Origin of the sequence: Flavobacterium resistens, from assembly GCF_900182645.1 — a bacterium.
Lineage (GTDB): Bacteria > Bacteroidota > Bacteroidia > Flavobacteriales > Flavobacteriaceae > Flavobacterium > Flavobacterium resistens.
The window spans coordinates 540,904-559,366 of the sequence record NZ_FXTA01000001.1 but is presented as its reverse complement, the minus strand read 5'-3'; the positions used below and the strand labels follow the sequence as shown (position 1 = coordinate 559,366).

The window sequence follows — 18,463 nt, the reverse complement described above, 5'->3', positions numbered from 1 at the left end:
ATTAAAGCGCAACTTCTTTGGCACAAGGCTCGTTGATTGGGTTTAATTTTGGATACGTTTTATTGTTGTAAATTTTGTATTGTGAAGTAGCAGTTCCTCCAAATAATTCGTCATTTGTTAATCTTAATTCAAACGAAATTTCAAACAAACCTGTACTTATTTCCTTGTAAGTTCCTTCGCCTGAAATGGCAATAATATGACTGTTTTTTGTTGTGCTGGCGATTGTAATAAATTGCGGAATTACAAGTACTTTTCCGGCAGTTTTACTGTTTCCGTTGTCCGGAAAAAATTCCAATGCCGATGTAATATTGAAACCAGGAGAATTTGCTCCGGCTGTACTTTCGTTAGTAAACCATCTTTTTAGATTAAACGAATTGGTAGTTGAAGTTCCTGAAGCTACATTAAAACCAATTTTAAAAGCATCGTGGTAAATATCATCATTAGGATTTGTTGTGCCTTTATCACTGTATAAAATAGCATTCGGATTGTCTTTTGAAACCACAACCGGAAATGTGAACGCATTAAACGCCTGCCATGCACAAGTGCCACTTTTGTCAAACCAGTTTTCGCCGTAAGTCAAATAAAACTGATTCGACAAATCGTAGAATTTTGATGCCGGATTCGCCAAAATATCTCTTGGAGATTTTATTGGTTTTACAATTTGCAAAATCGTATTTCCTGTTGCAGGATAATCTGTTGTATTGTTCAAAGAAATAGTGCTTTCATAATACACATCGTCATTCTGAATGTCTTCTAAAAGCGTTAAATGATAGGTAATTGAACTTCTGTTATTGCCATAATCATCGTGTGTTAGTTGATATTCAAATCCGTTTAGGAATTTAAACATAGTAAGATTATCAATTTCTGAAGGGAAAAATCCATTAGGAAAATTGACCTTAAAATCGATGACTTCTCCTTTAATTCCTTTGATATCAATTTTGCTGATCGGAAAAGTGTAATTCGTAGAAATAGTTCCCAAATCGATTCTGAAAGTATCGTTTAAAGCTTCCGTATTTAAATTTCCGATATGAATATCAGGATCAGAAGCACTTTCAAGTTTTAGCGTAATACTTTGATTTTCTTTCCATCTTTTATCAAATGAAACATAAATAGTATCGTTCAGTTTATTTGGCAGAAACGAAAGCTCTGTTTTGGGATTTACACTAAAACCATCGCTACTTCCGGTTGTAGTAGCACTGAAATAAGCTGTAACAGCATTTTTTAATGAAAATGAAGTTAAGGCAACAGGCACTTTTAATGTTTTTACTGATTTGTTTTCAAAACTGTTTTTTGGAATAAGATTAGCATTAATTGCCGGATATTCTAAAGGTATATTATCGCTTTTGGTCATAAAATTGAATCTCAAAAACGGATCTGTTTTTTCTCCTCCTAATTTATAATCATCCTTTGAACAGGACGTTAATAACAGGATTACAGCAATACTTAATGTCGATATAAATTTAATACGATTCATTTTGCTTTAAGTTTGAGTTAAGATTGGTATTGTACAATGGTATTGGCAATATAAATTTTGGCGAAGGATAGTTTAGACTGCAAACATTGGAAATACAGCCGTCATTTCTAGTAATTCCTTTTTGATTTCGAACCAGATCAAAAAATAAATGTCCTTCAAAACAAAGTTCTTTTCTTCTTTCCAAAAGAATATTTTCTTTAATATTTGTTGTGTTGGTCAAAAGAGAAGCATTGGCGCGGGCTCTGATAACATTTACATCAGACATTGCAAGCTCAGGTTTGTTGTTTTCGGCAGCAGCTTCGGCACGGATCAAATACATTTCGCTTAATCTAAAAGCAACATAACCCGGATTGTCATGGTATTTTTTAGTGAAATTATAAGGCAAAGGAACCTGATTTCCTGCTATTAAAGTAGAAAGCTGAAGTGGTAAGAATAACTTTTTCCTCAAATCGTTGTTTTCATAAAGATTCAATAAATCATTTGAAGCGACGTATTTTCTGCCTGTATTTGTTATTGTATTCAAAGGTGGAGGCGAAGTAGTATAGCCAAAATAAGCTGCCACAGAACTCGAAGTTGTACCCGAAGCATCTCGGGGAGTTGAAAATTCCAGTAAAATTTCAGAAACAGGTAAATCTGGTTTTTCCCATTGCGCGATCAAATCAGCAGAACTCATCAATGTTACGCCTGAGTTTGTAATGACCTCATTTGCGGTATCATAGGCATTTTGCCAGTCTTTTTTGTACAAATAAACACGGGCAAGCAAAGCCTTGGTATTATTGTTGTTAAAATAAGAATAAGCAGGACCTTCTAAACCTGAAGTGCTTCCGTAATTTTCTAATGCCGTTTTTAAATCCTTGATAATTAAAGAATACGTGTTGGCGACAGTTTCTCTTGCAGGATATTTAACACCACTTTTTATTGAACTGGTATTGTAAACAATTCCTAAATGCGTTGCATCTGGCGTAAATCCATAATTTTGGCTGTACACTAATGATAATAAAAAGTGCGAATAAGCTCGTATTGTTAAGGCTTCAGCGATGATTTGATTTTTTTCAGCCTCAGTTGCGTCGGTTAATTTTGGTGTATATTCTAAAAGTAAATTAGCCTGATTTATATTGTCATAATTGGTATCATAAAATGTTTTAAATTCACTAGTATCAGACTGATCTTCAAAAGAATATACTTTAGCAAAAGCAGTTGGAATTGTGATTTCTCCTTTATTGGTAGTTTCAAAAGGCGTAATTTTTAAATTCCCGCCTTGTAAGTCGGCATACGCTGCAAAACGTTCTCCTCTCACATTTTCTTCAACACTCGTATAAAGTCCTTTTAAAGCGGTTAAAACGCCTTGTTTAGTTTGTAAAAGCTCATCGATCGAAGTTTGTGTTCCAGGTTCCTGTTCTAAAAAATCACTGCAGCTTTGTGCCGAAAAAATCAGGATTACTATGGTTATATATTTTAAATATTTCATGTTTTTAAAATTTGGCATTCATTCCAATCGAGATAGTTCTCGCTTGCGGATACGTATAATTAAACTCTCTTATTCCATTCATGCCTTTCGGGCTTTTTTCTTTGTACCAATACCAAACATTCGAAGCATCAGCAAAAACGGTCAGATTATCAAGGAAAGTCTTTTTTAATGGAACATTGTAACTCAAATTAACATCGCTGATTTTTAAGAAAGTAGCATCATAAATATATTTGCTCAAATTGGCATTAATTGGCGAACTACTTACGGATGATTGTGAAACTAAATCTCCAGGTTGTCTCCAGTGATCATAAGCATTTACAGAAAGATTTCTGTTTAAAGTATTCGAATATTTATCAATAAGCACATCTTGAACCATAAAATCGCCACCAATCTGAAAGGCGCCTCTAATAGATAAAACAATATTTTTATTGATGGTAAAATTGTTGTTGAAACCACCATAAGCATCGGCTTGTTTATCGCCAATTGGCACCCAGTCAGCATTTGTATATAAAGATTTGTAAGTTGCAGCGTCGTATATTTTTCCGTCTTTTTCAAGCAAATCACGTCCGGTTGCGGGATCAACGCCAACCCAATTTATTCCCCAAAGAGTAGTGGTGCTGTAGCCTACTTTTTGTGCAAGAGCCAAAGTTGCCACAGAATAATCGCTTCCTAAACCTTTTAACTCTGTTACTTTATTTTTTACGGTAGAAATATTAAACGAAGTAGTCCATTTAAAGCGATCATTTTTTATCCATTTAATTCTAGTTGTGAATTCGAAACCTTTATTATACATACTTGATGCATTTAACTGCATAGAAGAATAACCCGTTTCGGTTGGAATGTCTCGTGTTGTAATAATATCACTCAGATCATCATAATAATATTCAAGTAACAATTCGATGCGATTGAAAATATTAAAGTCGATACCAGCATTGAATTTGGTATTTTTTTCCCAACCCAAATGCTCGTTTGGTGCCTCGGTTGTAGAAGCTTCGGTACCGCCATTGTAGCCATTTTGCTTGATATTGTACAATCCTTTTGATCGATAAGAACCAATTCTTGAATTTCCTGTAGTTCCATAACTTACTTTAAATTTCAACAGATCTAGCCACGAAGCCGATTTTAAAAAGTTTTCGTTGCTTGTAATCCAGCTAAAACCCGCACCGCCATTGTTGGCAACATCAGAATCATTACCAAAAACGGAACTGTGATCGCGCCTGTAATTGACTAAGAAATAATAACGTTTTTTATAATTGTAATTGATTTGTGAAAATGCTGAAACTTTAGAATTATAACTAATATCGTGCGAATAATTCTGATTTGATTTTGACTCATCGATTTCTGTATCAGGATTATCATCTTTAAGCGCTTCTGAAACTTTATGAATTTGATTTGGATTAACAAATCCAATTCCTGACGCGTAATCAAAATTGGTTTTGTCTTCAGAAAGTTCCATGCCGACAACACCGTCAATGGCATGGTTTTCATTAAGTTGCTTTTCAAATAAAAGTTGTCCTTGCCAGTTCCATTTAGTTGAATTTCGCTGATTGATTAAACGGCGTCCCCAGCCTGGATATGTAATTTGGTCCAAAACAAAACTTCCGTTAAACTGACCGCTTTCGTTTTCACCTGAAAAGTAGCGATCTTGTTCTTTATCAGTATAATCAAGTCCAAAAAGCGTTGAGAATTTCAAGCCTTTAGCAATTTGATAGCCAACACTTAAACTTCCTAAAATGCCATAAGTTTGAGTTTCATTTTTATTTTGTGCAATTGCAGCAAACGGATTTCCGCCGCTAATTCCGGTTAAGCCTATTTTTGAGTAGCTTCCATCAGCGTTGAATGGAGAAATCGTTGGCAAATAAGCGAAATTGTAAAAAATGTTGGGTGCATCTTTTTGACTATAACTTGGATTCAGCATTAAGTTAACGTCCCATTTTCCGCTTCGATAACCTAAATTTAGTCCAAGATTTAGTTGTTTAGTGTTATTGCCTACTTGAGGTTCGTCAATTTTTAAATAACTAAGATTACTGCGATATGAGAATTTTGAAGTAGAACCTGAAACATTCAAATTGTATTTGTTAAAATATCCAGCGTTATTTAGTAGATCAAACCAATCGGTGTTGACACCATTGTAAGGAACATCAACAAATCCGGTTGTGGTGCTTCTCTGAAATTCATTTCTAATTTCATTGTATTGCTCACCATTTAGATATTTAATTTGATTAATGGCAGATGAAATACCAGATTGATTCGAAAACCCGAATTGTGTTTTTCCTTTTTTTCCTTTTTTTGTTGTAATCAAAATAACACCATTTGCGCCATCGGCACCATAAATACCAACTGCTGCGGCATCTTTTAAAACGGTAAATGATTCGATGTTTTCGGGTGCAATTTTCATTAAAGGATTTGAGAAGTTTTCATCTGAATCTCCATTTCCGTCAAAAAAAGAGTTATCGATTCCCATTTCTTCGCTCATTACCAAACCATCAATAATGATTAAAGGCTGACTTGAAGTTCCGGTTTTTGCCCCTGATAATGAAGAAAGTGTACCTTGTCCGCGAATATTTATTTTAACTGGCGTACCAACTCCCGAAACATTTTCGACCAAAACTCCGGCAATTTGACCTTCGACCATTTTATCAATACTTTCAGAAGCTTGCTCTACAGCAATATCTTTGGCATTTAAAGTTGAAATACTACCGACGATTTCTTCTTTTAATTTTTTAGTTCCGTAAGAGGAAGTAATAATAACCGGATTCAGTTCGTCTGTCGTTTCTTCCAGATAGAAAGTAAAAATTTTTTGATTATCAGCTTTTTGTGTTTGTGTCTGCATTCCCATAAATCCCGCTTCAAGAACAAGATTCGGAATATTGTCTCCTGTTAACTGATAAACAAATTTTCCATTAAGATCAGTTATAGCGCCCATTCCGGTGCCTTTTATACGTATTGTTGCGCCAGGAAGAGGTAATTTGTCTTTTGCATTATAAACGGTTCCGCTTATAAATCTTTCCGTTTCCTGAGTAGCAGAATTCGAAGGAGCAGGAGCGGAGCTTGTCAATAAAACTTGTTTTTTCTGAATATAAAACGAAATGTTTTTGTCTTTCAGCAATTGCTTTAAAGTGTTTTCCAGAGTAGCATTATTAACATCTAAATCAGTTAATTGTTCGGCATCAATTTTTTTAGCATTATAAATGATTCTAAAATCAGTTTGTTCTTCAATTGATTTGATAATTAAGCTTATAGATTTATTTTTAGCATGTATTGTGATTAATTTATTTTGTGAAAATCCTTTAAAACCTGATATGAGTAGCGCTAAGAAAAACAGAATTTTTCTTAAAACGGGTTGTATGGTAAATGTCATGTTTATTTATTTATCGCGGATTGGTAATGGTAATGGTTTGTTTTTCAATAGAATAATTAAAAGGCGTGTCACGTTTTAGAAGATCTAAAATGTTCTCGACACTAGATTCGCTGATTTTTATCGTACCAGTAAAGCTCTGTTTGGCCAAATCAGAATTTTCGTTGATAATTTCAACGTCATAAGTACGCTGAATAATTTTAGCGATTGTAGAAAACGGAGTGTCTTTAAAAGCAAGTTCACCTTTTGTCCAGGCAGCATAAAAGGCCGGATCTACTTCTTTTATGACAATTTTTTTGGAATTATTTTGCCACGTTGCCATTTGGTTTGGCACAAGCAAAATGGCGTTTGAAGGATTAACTGCCTCATACATTTGTATACTTCCTTCAAGTAATGTACCGTTAACAGTAGGGTTTTCAGGATAAGCGCTCACATTAAACTTTGTCCCGAGAACTTCAATATTTGCCTGATTGGCATGCACAATAAAGGGATGCGATTTATCTTTTGCAACCTCAAAAAATGCCTCACCGGTCAAATAAATATTTCGGGTTCCGTTAATACCAAACTGCTCCGGATAACGAAGCGTGGTTCCCGAATTTAAGCTCACAACGGTACCATCTGAAAGTTGAAGCTTGAAACGTTTTCCGTACGGAACTTTAAGTGTATTGTAATTCACTTTTTCATCCTGAACTTTACCAAAATAAATAATTTGATCCCGAAATTTTTTTGCTATTAAATCGCCTTTATCATTTAATAGTTTGGTCTGATTTTTTCCTCCAAAATATTCCAATCGGCCGTCGCCGAGAGCAAGAACAATTTCTTTTGAAGTTTCAAATTTGCTATTAAATAAGAAAATCGTTGTTCCGAAGCCTAAAAGCACTAAAAATACAGCAGCATACTGCAGATACTGTCTGATTTTGCCTTTTGGCTTCATTTGGATTACCGAAACACTATCAATTGATAAATCTGTTGCAATTGAGCTTAAAACCCAAGCTTTTTTTGCATTTATAAATTGCTTTTTGTTTTCTTCTGATGCTTCAATCCATTCAAAAAGCGCCTGAACTTCTTGTTCTGAAGCTTCATTAGAAAGGTATTTATTTAAAAGTTCCGATGTCATAATTGCGTTTTAAACTTCTCGCTATACTAAGTACACCTCAGAATTAAAATACCCTATCTTCTGTTTTTAATTATTATAAATAAGGACAAAAATTAAAAATAAATAATCAGATAATTTGGTCTTTAAAATCTTCAAAGCCTTTGTCATATGGGCTTCGACAGCTTTTAAGGTAACACCCATTTCTTCGGCGATTTCTGCATTTTTTTTATTTTCAAAGCGCTTTTTTATAAAAACTGCTCTGGTTTTTGCAGGTAAATCACTGATCGATTCCTGAATTATGCGTTCTAATTCGGTTAATTCTAAAGTGTCGAACTGAATCGAATTTAAAACCTCGATATCCAGTTCTCTTTGTTTGTAGTTTAAGTGGTCATTTTTGAATTTATCCTTCACTTTATTATGACGGATTAAATTCAGACATTTTGATTTGGCGTAAGTAAAAAGAAAAGCCTGAATTCCATTAATAGATTCAATGTTTTCTCTATTTTGCCACAAATGCAGCAAAGCTTCCTGAGCAAGGTTTTCAGCTTCATCAATATCATTTACAAATTGAAAACTGAAAGATTGAATTCGTTTGAAATATTTATCGTAAAAATATTTGAATGCCGTTTCATCGCCTTCCTTAAAGGATTGGAAAAGATTGAATTCGAAACTTGCATTGTTGTTCATTAAACGAAATTTACTTTTGATAAGCGAAATGATAACCGATTTTGCTAAGAAAGCGGCAAATATAAAAGTTTATTTATATTAATTCTAAATAAAATTCAAATAAAGAGTGATTCTATAGAATTTATTCAGAATAGCTTTATTTAAGTGTTTATTTAACCGGAATCCCGATGGATATCGGGAGCAAAGGTATTTGGCTCAACAGAATTTTAGTAATCGCAATCCCGATAGATATCGGGATTGCGATAAAAAAAAACTATAAATTACTGTAAAGCAATTGCAGTGTATGAAAGTCAGTTGATCCGTCAAAATATTTATGAAGTGCTTCCTGAAATACAGGCTCCGTATTTTGTACGCTGGCAAATAAAGTCAGACACGATTGAAGTTTTTCATCATCAGGAGTACCAAATATTTCTTCAGCTGTTTTCTCTTCAGTCTTAATTAATTCTGAAGTAATTTCAATGAGATGTTTTCCTAAAATGGGATGTTCCAAAAAGGCAATTGCTTCATCTGCATTTTTGATTTCATAGAATTTTGAAGTATCACACGATCCTGATCCTTTTATTTGAGGAAATACAAACCACATCCATGGCGATTCTTTTTTACCTTTTTTAATTTCAGCCAAAGCTGATAGGTACAATTTATTTTGTGCGTCTAAAAAACGCATTAATTCATTCGTATTGTAGGCCATTATATGATGATTTTGTTTGGGACAATCACGAGATAAAACTACTGAAAATATGTTTAGTTGTACACTTCAAAATCACTTTTTTTACTCTTAATTTTTAAAGAAATAACAGAAATATAATTATGTAAGGCTTATCCTGCCTACGATTTAGAGATTGCTAAAAAAGACGACTTTTAGAAAACAATAATGGAAAAATGAATTTGAGGCAGTAAATCAATTTAGCAATATTATTCTTATTAAGCATTTTTTTTGTGGTTACTTAAGAGGGATTTTAATGGGATTCCCGTGATATTTTTCCTATTTTAGCAAAAGGCGATAATTAACAGTTTTACTAATTATCGTTTTTAGTCGGCATTAATTTCAATAAAATGCCAATTTCTTCTAACGGGCATTTCGTCCAAAAAACAAAAAAATATGAGAATAGGATTAATCGGATTCGGGAAAACTGGAAAATCAGTGGCATCAATATTACTTGAAAATAAAAAATTCTCACTCGAATGGGTTTTAAGACAAAGCAATGTTTTAGAACACAGATCTGTTCCTGAATTTTTTGGTATTGAGTCAAACGAACCCGGGTTTATTTATTCCAGTTCCAAAACTTCAATCGAAGAATTGCTTGAAAATCATCCGGTTGATGCCATAATTGATTTTTCATCAAATGAAGGAATTTATACTTATGGAGAAACAGCGGCCAGAAAGAAAGTCAAAATTATTTCAGCAATATCACATTATAAAGACAAAGAACTTCAATTTTTAAAAAAGCTTTCCCAAAAAACGACAGTATTTTGGTCGCCAAATATTACGCTCGGCGTTAATTATTTATTGTTTGCTGCCAAGTTTTTGAAGAAAATCGCGCCGTGGGTTGATATTGAAGTAAATGAAGAACATTTCAAAACGAAACAAGGAACATCAGGAACGGCAATAAAAATCGCTGAAGCTTTGGAGGTTGAAAAAGAAAACATCAATTCGGTGAGAGCAGGGGGAATTGTTGGAAAACACGAAGTTATTTTTGGTTTCCCATTTCAAACCGTTAGGTTAATTCACGAGTCTATTTCGAGAGAAGCTTTTGGAAACGGAGTTATTTTCGTAGCCGAAAATTTAAAAGACAAACAAAAAGGACTTTATAATTTTGAAGATATTCTGACGCCGTATTTTACAGTTTAGAAGATATCATTGCCTAATAAAACCCGACAGGTCTTAAAAATCTGTCGGGTTTCTTATTTAGTCTATTTTCTAAGAAGAATAGCTTTGCTATACTCATAATTCATTTTTGCAATAGACAGAACCGAAATACCTTGCGGACATTCAATTTCACAAGCTCTTGTATCTGAACAGTTACCAAAACCTAATTCATCCATTTGCTGAACCATCGTTAAAACTCTTTTTGAAGCTTCAATTTGACCTTGTGGAAGCAAAGCAAGATGTGTAATTTTTGCGCCCGTAAACAAAGCGGCACTAGCATTTTTGCAACTGGCTACACAAGCGCCACAACCAATACAGGCAGCAGCATCAAAAGAAGCTTCGGCGGTTTCGTATGAAATAGGAATACTATTTGCTTCTGGCGCCTGACCCGTTGCGGCACCAATAAATCCGCCGGCTGCAATAATCGAATCAAATGCTTTTCTATCAATTTTTAAATCGCGTAATACAGGAAAAGCTTTTGCGCGAAAAGGTTCAATATAAATGGTATCGCCATCTTTGAAACTTCTCATATGAAGCTGGCAAGTTGTAGTGTTTTTTAACGGTCCATGAGCTCTTCCGTTGATCATTACACCGCATTGTCCGCAAATTCCTTCTCTGCAATCATGATCAAACTCGATAACGCGTTCTCCTTTTTGAACAAGAGATTCATTCAAAAGATCCAGCATCTCTAAAAACGACATATGTTCTGATACGCCATCAATTTCATAATCTGTCATTTCTCCTTTTGATGAAGAGTTAAATTGCCGCCATATTTTAAGATAAAGTTTCATAGTAATTATGAGTTATGAGTTTTGAATTATGAGTTGTTAACTAATAATTTACAATTAACAATTCACCAATTTATTTATAGCTTCTCACTGCAAGTTCTACTGATTCAAAGGTTAAAGGCTCTTTGTGAAGTTCAGGTTCGTTATTTAGCCCTTTCCATTCCCAAGCCGATACATAACAAAATTCATCGTCGTTGCGGACAGCTTCTCCGTCAGCGGTTTGATATTCTTCTCTAAAATGAGCACCGCAGGATTCTTCGCGCTGTAAGGCATCGTAACACATTAATTCGGCCAATTCAATATAATCTGAAATTCGGCCGGCTTTTTCTAATTCGCTATTTAAAGTGTTATCACCAGTAATTCTGAGATCTTTTTCAAATGAAGCTTTGAGCTCTCGAATTTCGATTAAAGCTTCTTCCAATTTTTTTCTGCTTCGCGAAAGACCACATTTCTCGTAAAGAAGGCGTCCGATTTTTTTGTGAAAATAATCAGCGGAAAGAGTTCCGTTGGTATGTAAAAAACGATCCAATTGTCTTCTGACTGTTTTTTCGGCCTCTTCAAAAGCAGGATGCGAAATATCTATTTTTGGCGCATTTAATTCTCCAGAAAGATAATTCGGAATTGTATAAGGGGCAATAAAATAGCCATCAACGCAAGCTTGAAGCAATGAATTTGCCCCAAGTCTGTTAGCGCCGTGATCGGCAAAATTGGCTTCTCCCAAGGCAAATAAACCAGGAATTGTTGTCATTAATTCGTAATCAACCCAGAGTCCGCCCATTGTAAAATGCGCCGAAGGAGAAATCAGCATTGGCTCTTTATAAGCATTGATTCCAGTGATTTTTTCATACATAGCAAAAAGGTTGCTGTATTTGGCTTCAATTTTATCTTTCCCTTGTGATTTTATAGCATCAGAAAAATCAAGATAAATGGCATTTTTCATTGGGCCAACGCCATGTCCGGCATCGATTTGCTCTTTTGCTGCTCTTGAAGAAATATCTCTGGGAGCTAGGTTTCCAAACGAAGGATATTTTCGTTCCAAATAATAATCACGTTCTTCTTCTGGAATTGTATTTGGATTTCGATCGTCAGCCGCTTTTTTCGGAACCCAGATTCGGCCGTCATTTCGCAGTGATTCCGACATCAAAGTTAATTTCGACTGATTCTCACCATGCTGTGGTAATGAAGTAGGATGAAACTGAATCCAGCTGACTCCAGCCATAAAAGCGCCTTTTTTGTGCGCTCGCCAAATAGCCGAACTGTTGCAGCCCATAGCTAATGTTGAGAGATAATATACTTTTCCGTAGCCACCAGAAGCCAGAACAACGGCATCGGCTGCATGACGTTCTAATTTTCCAGTTTCAAGATTTCTGGCAATAATGCCTTTTGCTTTTCCATCAATAACTATTAACTCAAGCATTTCGTGTCGGGTATGTAAATCAACTTTTCCAAGCGAAACTTGTCGAAGCAAACCTTGATAGGCACCAAGTAAAAGCTGCTGTCCGGTTTGACCGCGAGCATAAAAAGTTCTTGAAACCTGAACGCCACCAAAAGATCGATTATTCAAATAACCTGCATATTCTCTTGCAAAAGGTACGCCTTGGGCTACAGCATGATCAATCAGCGCAGCAGAACATTCAGCTAAACGATAGACATTTGCTTCACGAGATCTAAAATCTCCCCCTTTTATGGTGTCATAAAACATTCTGTAAGTGCTGTCGCCATCATTTTTGTAGTTTTTTGCGGCATTAACGCCGCCTTGAGCCGCAACAGAATGGGCTCTTCGGGCAGAATCCTGAAAACAAAATGATTTGATGTTATAGCCTTGTTCTGCCAGAGATGCAGCACATGAAGCACCTGCAAGACCAGTTCCAACAACTATTATGTTTAATTTTTTTCTGTTGGCAGGATTTACAAGTTTAGCTTTTTCTTTGTAATGACTCCATTTATCGGCAAGAGGTCCTTCGGGTATTTTTGATTCCATTCTTTTCAGCTGTTTAAAATAGTTGAGACAAAATTTTAAGAAATCGAAATTGTAAGGGCACTCTAATTTACTATAAATTATTTAATTACGAATAATTTGTCAAAATTTAAACTTCATTTTGTAAAGTGTTTTTTATGATTGAAACAAAAAAACAAACCCGCAAAACCATTCTTTTTTTGGGTTATGCGGGTTTATAATTGTTTTCTAAAATTTATTGCTTGCCGATTGGTATCGCTTTGCTGGTTTCATTTGTTTTGATGAAATAAATTCCTGCAGCATTTTCAGATATCGAAATCAGATTTCCTTTGCCTTGTTTGATTTTAGTTCCCAAAGCAGAAAATACTGTCCATTCCACTTCTTTAGATAAATGGAAAACTCCTTTAGACGGATTTGGAAAAACGATGATTTTATAGGATGCTTCATCCGGATTTTCTACACCAAGATGGCAATCATGAACCATATAGGAAACATCTTTAGTATTGCTTCCGCCAGAATTAGTTACAGTTAAAGAAACTTCTTTATCACCTTCGGTACTGTAAATAACAGAATGCGGACCAATTCCTGTTGCTGTCGCCGGCTGTGCATTTACTCCAAAATTCCAAGTATAAGAGTCTACAGTACCGACAGAAACAGAAGTAAAGGTGACAGCAGTATTTGTACAACCCATTTGAGGCGTAAACTCAAAATCTGCAATAGGAGCTGCAGTGGCTGCTGTGAGAATAAATTCCATTTTATTGACGTTGATGTCGTTTTCATCAAAATACAAAGTGATAACGTGATTGCCCTGCGTTAGCGTAATATTTGGAATAGCGACAGTTTGCCAAGCCTGAAAACCTCCCGTATTTGGAATATTCACAACACCTGTTACATTTGCACCATCAACTTCCAAATGTAATTTTCGGGTATTGTAAGGTGTTGCAATTCTTAAATTAATAGTATAAGTTCCGGTAGTGTTTACTCTTGCGGTATATTTCAGCCATTCATCTTTTGCTACGTAAGACAGATTAAATCCGCCTTCATTACAAACTTCTGTTCCAACGCCGTCGCCGGCTCTGTATGCAGTATCTCCACCGCCATTTTTATCCACAAAAGCACCGGGACCAACATCATAATTTTCGGCTTCAATAATTCCAGGAATCTGAGCCACTAATCCCTGATAAGGTGCATTTTGAAGCTCAGTTGCTGTATAAAAAGCAGTATAAGTTATTGTCCCTGTTGCTGGAGCTTTAAAAGTTTGATTGGCTGTTCCGCCTTGACTCCAGTGATCAAAGTCATAACGGATATTTCCAACATATTGCGGAGTTGGTGCATTTAAAGTCTGTAAAGCCGCGTTTGCAACAACTTGTTTTGTTGAAGGCGCTGTAACTGTTTTTTGATTAAATTCTAAATTAAGTGGTACAGGCGAAGAAGCTGCTGTAACATCAACCAGATTAGGTTTGATATCAACAAAAGCCGTAGCTGTTAAACCATTGCTATCTGTTACTTTTACCGTAAAACGATACCATACATTAGGTGTTTTTTCGCCTTGATTTGATGCTGTAAAATTTCCTGATTTTACACCTTGTGGACTTGCGCCTGGGTGCGAATGTCCAGCTCCTGGAATATCTTCGTGAAAAAGATCCATACTCCATGAAAAAGCGCTTGCAGGTAATGTGCCGTCTTCAATATCTGATGCTGTTGCTTCAAAATAGACAATATCTTCAGCATTCCATTTCAAAGAAGGCAAAGGAGAAACTATAGAAACAGTTGGTGCATTCGTAAAAGGTGTTACTGTTAAAACTGCATTATTGCTGGTTACATTTCCGGCTGTATTTGTCACAATAACTCGATAATTTCCTGCATTTGCAGCGGTCACATTTGGAATTGTATAACTAGCGGCAGTTGCACCGTTAATATTCGCATTGTTATACTGCCATTGATAAGTAAGTCCAACACCACTGGCCGAAACTGTAAATGTTACAGGTTTTGTTGCCATTATGGATTGAGAAAGTGGATGATTTACAATAGTAGGAGCAGCAGTTGCAATATAATCAAGTTTAATAAGCGCACCATTGTTTCCATATGCGCAATAATAAATATAGCCGTCATTACCCAGCATCATTCCGAGAGCCTGCTGTTGTGGAGCCGAATAAAATTCAGTAGAAACGGGATCAGCAATATTTGGGTCAAAATAGCGTATGGCATTTCGAACAAAATCTTTGATAATAAATTTGCCCTCAAGATTAGGATAACGTGGCGTATCAGGATTATATAATACACCATTGGTCAACGCGTTACCAATAGTTCCTGTTCCGTAGGTGAATATCGGATTGGTAAATAAATTAGTTTCTGTCTGCTTTCCGTCACCTCCTTGTGGATGTCCCCAGGCATAATTACGAATGGCCGGATTGCTGATTTCGTTTATTTCTTCCCAAGAAGTTCCCACGTCCAAAACAAATAATTTATTGGCTTTTATGTTTGGAACCAGTCTCCACGGGTTTCTAAAACCATATACCCAGATGCTTTGTCTTTGTAAAGAACCGCTTCCATAAAATGGATTTCCTGGTGCAGGCTGTCCATTTTCTGTAAGTCTGAGGATTTTTCCTTTGTATGTGTCCAAATCCTGAGAATTAGTATTTTGCTGGCTGTCACCAACAGTTACATAAAGAAAACCGTTAAAGAATTTTAAATCACCTCCGTTATGAAAACCACCACCAATAGGTTCTAAAAGTAAAATTTCCTGTCTGTTGACCACCTGATTGGCATTATCGATTTTAATTCTTTCAATACGATGTCTGATTACAGTTCCGTCGTTGATTGAATAAAAAACATAAATATAACCGTTTGTGGCGAAATCCGGATGCAAAGTCAAACCAAGTAGACCTTGTTCATTGTCTGTAACGGTATTTACGGTAAAAACGGTAGAAACAGCATTGTTCTGAAAAACTTTTACAATGCCTCCTCTTTCTGCGATGAAAATTCTTCCGTCAGAAGATTGTTCCAGCGAAAGCCCTTCTTTGATAACTGCTGTAGGAGCAAGATTTTGTGTAATGTACTGACTGTAGGATTTTGAGGTCATTAATAAAATGAAAACAAAAAATAAATGCAGTAATTGTCGCCTTTTTTTAATTCGGACCTGTAAGTTTTTTTTCATAAGTATTTAATAGGATTAATAAATTTGGGTAACCAAATTTAATCTTTTTCCTCTTAATTACTTATTTAACAATTACTTATTTGCCAATAATTTCTTTTCGATGTAAAGTTCCCCATTCATTTAACGCTCCGATGACATTATACAAAGTATGGCTATGTTCTGTTCTTGCGTATTCAACGGTTGGCGGAAAAGTATCATAAACTGTTCTGGTAACCAGTTTGTTCATTTCCAAATCTTTCAACTCTTTAGAAAGCATTTTATCTGTAATTCCGTTTATATCTTTAGAAATCTCTTTGAATCGTTTTGGTCTGTTTGATAATGCAATCAAAATTGGCAATTTCCATCTGCCGCTTAAAACTTCTAATGCATCTCTTACAGGTAATAATGCGGCTAGACATCCTTCTGGCTCACAGCCCATTTCTTTTGTTATTTCGGCTTTTGTTTTCATACGTATTGCTTTACTATCCTCAATGATAGCGCTATCCTCGAGGATAGTACTATAAAATGTATAGCAAATGTAAATAAGTTTGCATAGTAAACAAATAATACTAAAAAAATTATGAGCCAGAAAATTCTAAAAATAATAACAAGTACAAATGGAGAAAATTCATTTAGTACAAAATTATCTAATGCCGTTATCGAAAAATTGGCATTAATACATCCTGAAAGTCAAATTCATACATTGGATCTTACGAAAACGCCTTTGCCATATTTAACCGATTCACATATTAGTGCTATTTATACTCCAACAGAAACGCATACAGCAGAACAGACTGCAGCAATTAAATATTCTGATGAAGCAATCAAAAATCTTTTGGAATCTGATATTATTGTAATTGGCGTTCCTTTATATAATTTCGGAATTCCGGCTGTTTTAAAAGGATGGATTGATCAAATTGCACGTGCAGGCAAGACTTTCAGTTATGGTGCCGAAGGTCCGAAAGGATTAGTCACCAATAAAAAAGTGTATTTATCGATTGCTTCCGGAGCTATTTTCTCTGAAGGACCAATGAAAAGTTACGATTTCTCGGAGTCGTATTTACGAACTGTTTTTGGTTTCTTGGGCATGACAGATGTTACGACTTTCAGAGTTGAAGGAACCGCAATTCCTGATTTTTCTGAAAATGCATTGCCAAAAGCCTTGTCTTCTGTTGAAGAATTTGCTTTTTAAGAAAATCAAAATAAATCTGCTAAATCTGCGTGAAAAAATTACTCCTGCAGATTTAGCAGATTTTTATAGTGACACTCAAGAATGTTTTAAATATTATTTTTCAATAATCATTGTAACGCCTTGTCCGCCAGCAGCGCAAATCGATACAAAACCTTTTCCTGATCCTTTTTCGTTCAATAATTTAGCCATTACACCAATAATTCGACCTCCGGTTGCTGCAAAAGGATGTGCTGCTGCGAGACTGCTTCCTTTTACATTCAGTTTTTCTCTGTCGATTGATCCAAGTGTTTTCTTTAAACCAATTTCGGCACTTAATTCTGGGCTTTCCCAAATTTTTAAAGTTGCTAAAGTCTGCGCGGCAAAAGCTTCATGAATTTCATAATAATCAAAATCCTGAAGATTTAATCCTGCTTTTTCAAGCATTCGCGATGCGGCAAATAATGGTGCCAATAAAAGATTTTGCTGATTTTTGACATATTCGATTGCTGCAATTTCTGCGAAAGTGATATAAGCCAATATTGGAAGTCCTTGCTCTTTTGCCCATTCTTCGCTTGCTAAAAGAATACAAGAAGCGCCATCTGTCAAAGGAGTTGAATTTCCGGCTGTTAATGTTCCGTTTATTTTGTCAAATGCGGGTTTCAGGCTTCTCAATTTTTCAATTGTACTGTCTTTTCTTAAATTGTTGTCTTTTTCAAGACCGTTGAAAGGGCTGATCATATCGTCAAAAAAGCCTTCGTCATATGCTTTTGCCATGTTCAAATGACTTTTCAGTGCAAATTGATCTTGATCTTCTCTTGATATTTTATAATATTTCGCAGTAATTTCGGTATGTCCGCCCATCGAAAGTCCGGTTTGTGATTCTTCGTTTCGAGGAACTAGTGGTGATAAATCTTTCGGACGAATTTTCAAAAAAGATTTAATTTTTCCGCCAAATGATTTTGCTTGTCGCGCTTCCAATAGAATTTTTCGAAGCTTTTCGCTGAACGCCATCGGAATATCACTGATTGAATCGACACCTCCGGCAATTCCACAATCAATTTGTCCAAGCGCAATTTTATTGGCAATATAAACAGCGCTTTCAATTCCGGTGTCACAGGCTTGTTGCAAATCGCAGGCAGGAGTAGCAGGATCCAGAGATGTTTTCATAACACATTCTCTAATCAAATTCATATCATAAGAATGTTTTATAACTGCTCCGCCAGCGACTTCACCTAATAATTGTCCTTTTAAATTGTATTTATCTATAAGTCCGTTTAAGGTTGCGGTCATCATTTCCTGATTTCCAACATTCGAATAAGCTGTATTTGCTCGCGCAAATGGAATTCGGTTATAGCCTACAATGGCGACTTTTCTAATTGTTGAGGTATTGTTCATAACTAGATTTTGTTTCAATTTTCCAGACTAAAGATAATTAGATAATTTAGATAATGTGCCAATTAG

General features: G+C 35.4%; 13 protein-coding genes. 2 read left to right on the top strand and 11 right to left on the bottom strand.

All coding sequences use genetic code 11. The features are described 5' to 3' along the window. Position 1 precedes the first annotated feature (1 nt). The 6 genes from FN795_RS02275 to FN795_RS02250 all read right to left on the bottom strand — a co-directional run bounded on the left by FN795_RS02275 (position 2) and on the right by FN795_RS02250 (position 8,771). Positions 2-1,474: a hypothetical protein gene (locus FN795_RS02275; protein WP_142449186.1), complete on the bottom strand. Its 1,473-nt coding sequence runs from the start codon at positions 1,472-1,474 to the stop codon at positions 2-4. Continuing rightward, the gene (locus FN795_RS02270; protein WP_244289934.1) at positions 1,461-2,942 is read right to left on the bottom strand and encodes a RagB/SusD family nutrient uptake outer membrane protein; all 1,482 of its coding nucleotides are present in this window, start codon (positions 2,940-2,942) and stop codon (positions 1,461-1,463) included. The genes FN795_RS02275 and FN795_RS02270 overlap by 14 nt, the downstream gene beginning before the upstream one ends. A gap of 4 nt (positions 2,943-2,946) precedes the next feature. Then, positions 2,947-6,303 carry a SusC/RagA family TonB-linked outer membrane protein gene (locus FN795_RS02265; protein WP_142449184.1) on the bottom strand — a complete coding sequence of 1,119 codons (3,357 nt, stop codon included), beginning with the start codon at positions 6,301-6,303 and terminating at the stop codon, positions 2,947-2,949. A 10-nt stretch (positions 6,304-6,313) separates the two neighbouring features. Then, entirely contained in the window at positions 6,314-7,417 is a 1,104-nt protein-coding gene (locus tag FN795_RS02260) for a FecR family protein (protein ID WP_142449183.1), read from the bottom strand. 66 nt (positions 7,418-7,483) lie between these two features. Next, complete coding sequence (locus FN795_RS02255; RefSeq protein ID WP_142449182.1) at positions 7,484-8,083, bottom strand: RNA polymerase sigma-70 factor; 600 nt, start codon at positions 8,081-8,083, stop codon at positions 7,484-7,486. A gap of 253 nt (positions 8,084-8,336) precedes the next feature. Next, entirely contained in the window at positions 8,337-8,771 is a 435-nt protein-coding gene (locus tag FN795_RS02250) for a DUF1810 domain-containing protein (RefSeq protein WP_035644592.1), read from the bottom strand. Between the two features lie 411 nt (positions 8,772-9,182). Here FN795_RS02250 and FN795_RS02245 point away from each other — a divergent pair, with 411 nt between their 5' ends. Next, on the top strand, positions 9,183-9,932 hold the full coding sequence (locus FN795_RS02245; RefSeq protein ID WP_142449181.1) for a 4-hydroxy-tetrahydrodipicolinate reductase: 750 nt from the start codon (positions 9,183-9,185) through the stop codon (positions 9,930-9,932). Between the two features lie 62 nt (positions 9,933-9,994). On the opposite strand, the gene FN795_RS02240 is transcribed toward FN795_RS02245, so the two are convergent. The 4 genes from FN795_RS02240 to FN795_RS02225 all read right to left on the bottom strand — a co-directional run bounded on the left by FN795_RS02240 (position 9,995) and on the right by FN795_RS02225 (position 16,300). Beyond that, positions 9,995-10,741: a succinate dehydrogenase/fumarate reductase iron-sulfur subunit gene (locus FN795_RS02240; RefSeq protein WP_142449180.1), complete on the bottom strand. Its 747-nt coding sequence runs from the start codon at positions 10,739-10,741 to the stop codon at positions 9,995-9,997. Positions 10,742-10,811: 70 nt separating this feature from the next. After that, the gene (locus FN795_RS02235) at positions 10,812-12,719 is read right to left on the bottom strand and encodes a fumarate reductase/succinate dehydrogenase flavoprotein subunit (protein WP_142449179.1); all 1,908 of its coding nucleotides are present in this window, start codon (positions 12,717-12,719) and stop codon (positions 10,812-10,814) included. Positions 12,720-12,930: 211 nt separating this feature from the next. Then, complete coding sequence (locus FN795_RS02230; RefSeq protein WP_142449178.1) at positions 12,931-15,852, bottom strand: PQQ-dependent sugar dehydrogenase; 2,922 nt, start codon at positions 15,850-15,852, stop codon at positions 12,931-12,933. A gap of 76 nt (positions 15,853-15,928) precedes the next feature. Then, on the bottom strand, positions 15,929-16,300 hold the full coding sequence (locus FN795_RS02225; RefSeq protein WP_051951324.1) for a winged helix-turn-helix transcriptional regulator: 372 nt from the start codon (positions 16,298-16,300) through the stop codon (positions 15,929-15,931). Positions 16,301-16,411: 111 nt separating this feature from the next. Here FN795_RS02225 and FN795_RS02220 point away from each other — a divergent pair, with 111 nt between their 5' ends. Beyond that, positions 16,412-17,023, top strand: a complete 612-nt coding sequence (locus FN795_RS02220; RefSeq protein ID WP_142449177.1) for an FMN-dependent NADH-azoreductase — start codon at positions 16,412-16,414, stop codon at positions 17,021-17,023. Positions 17,024-17,116: 93 nt separating this feature from the next. Here FN795_RS02220 and FN795_RS02215 read toward each other — a convergent pair whose 3' ends face one another. Then, the gene (locus FN795_RS02215) at positions 17,117-18,397 is read right to left on the bottom strand and encodes an acetyl-CoA C-acetyltransferase (RefSeq protein WP_142449176.1); all 1,281 of its coding nucleotides are present in this window, start codon (positions 18,395-18,397) and stop codon (positions 17,117-17,119) included. Between the last annotated feature and the right edge of the window lie 66 nt (positions 18,398-18,463).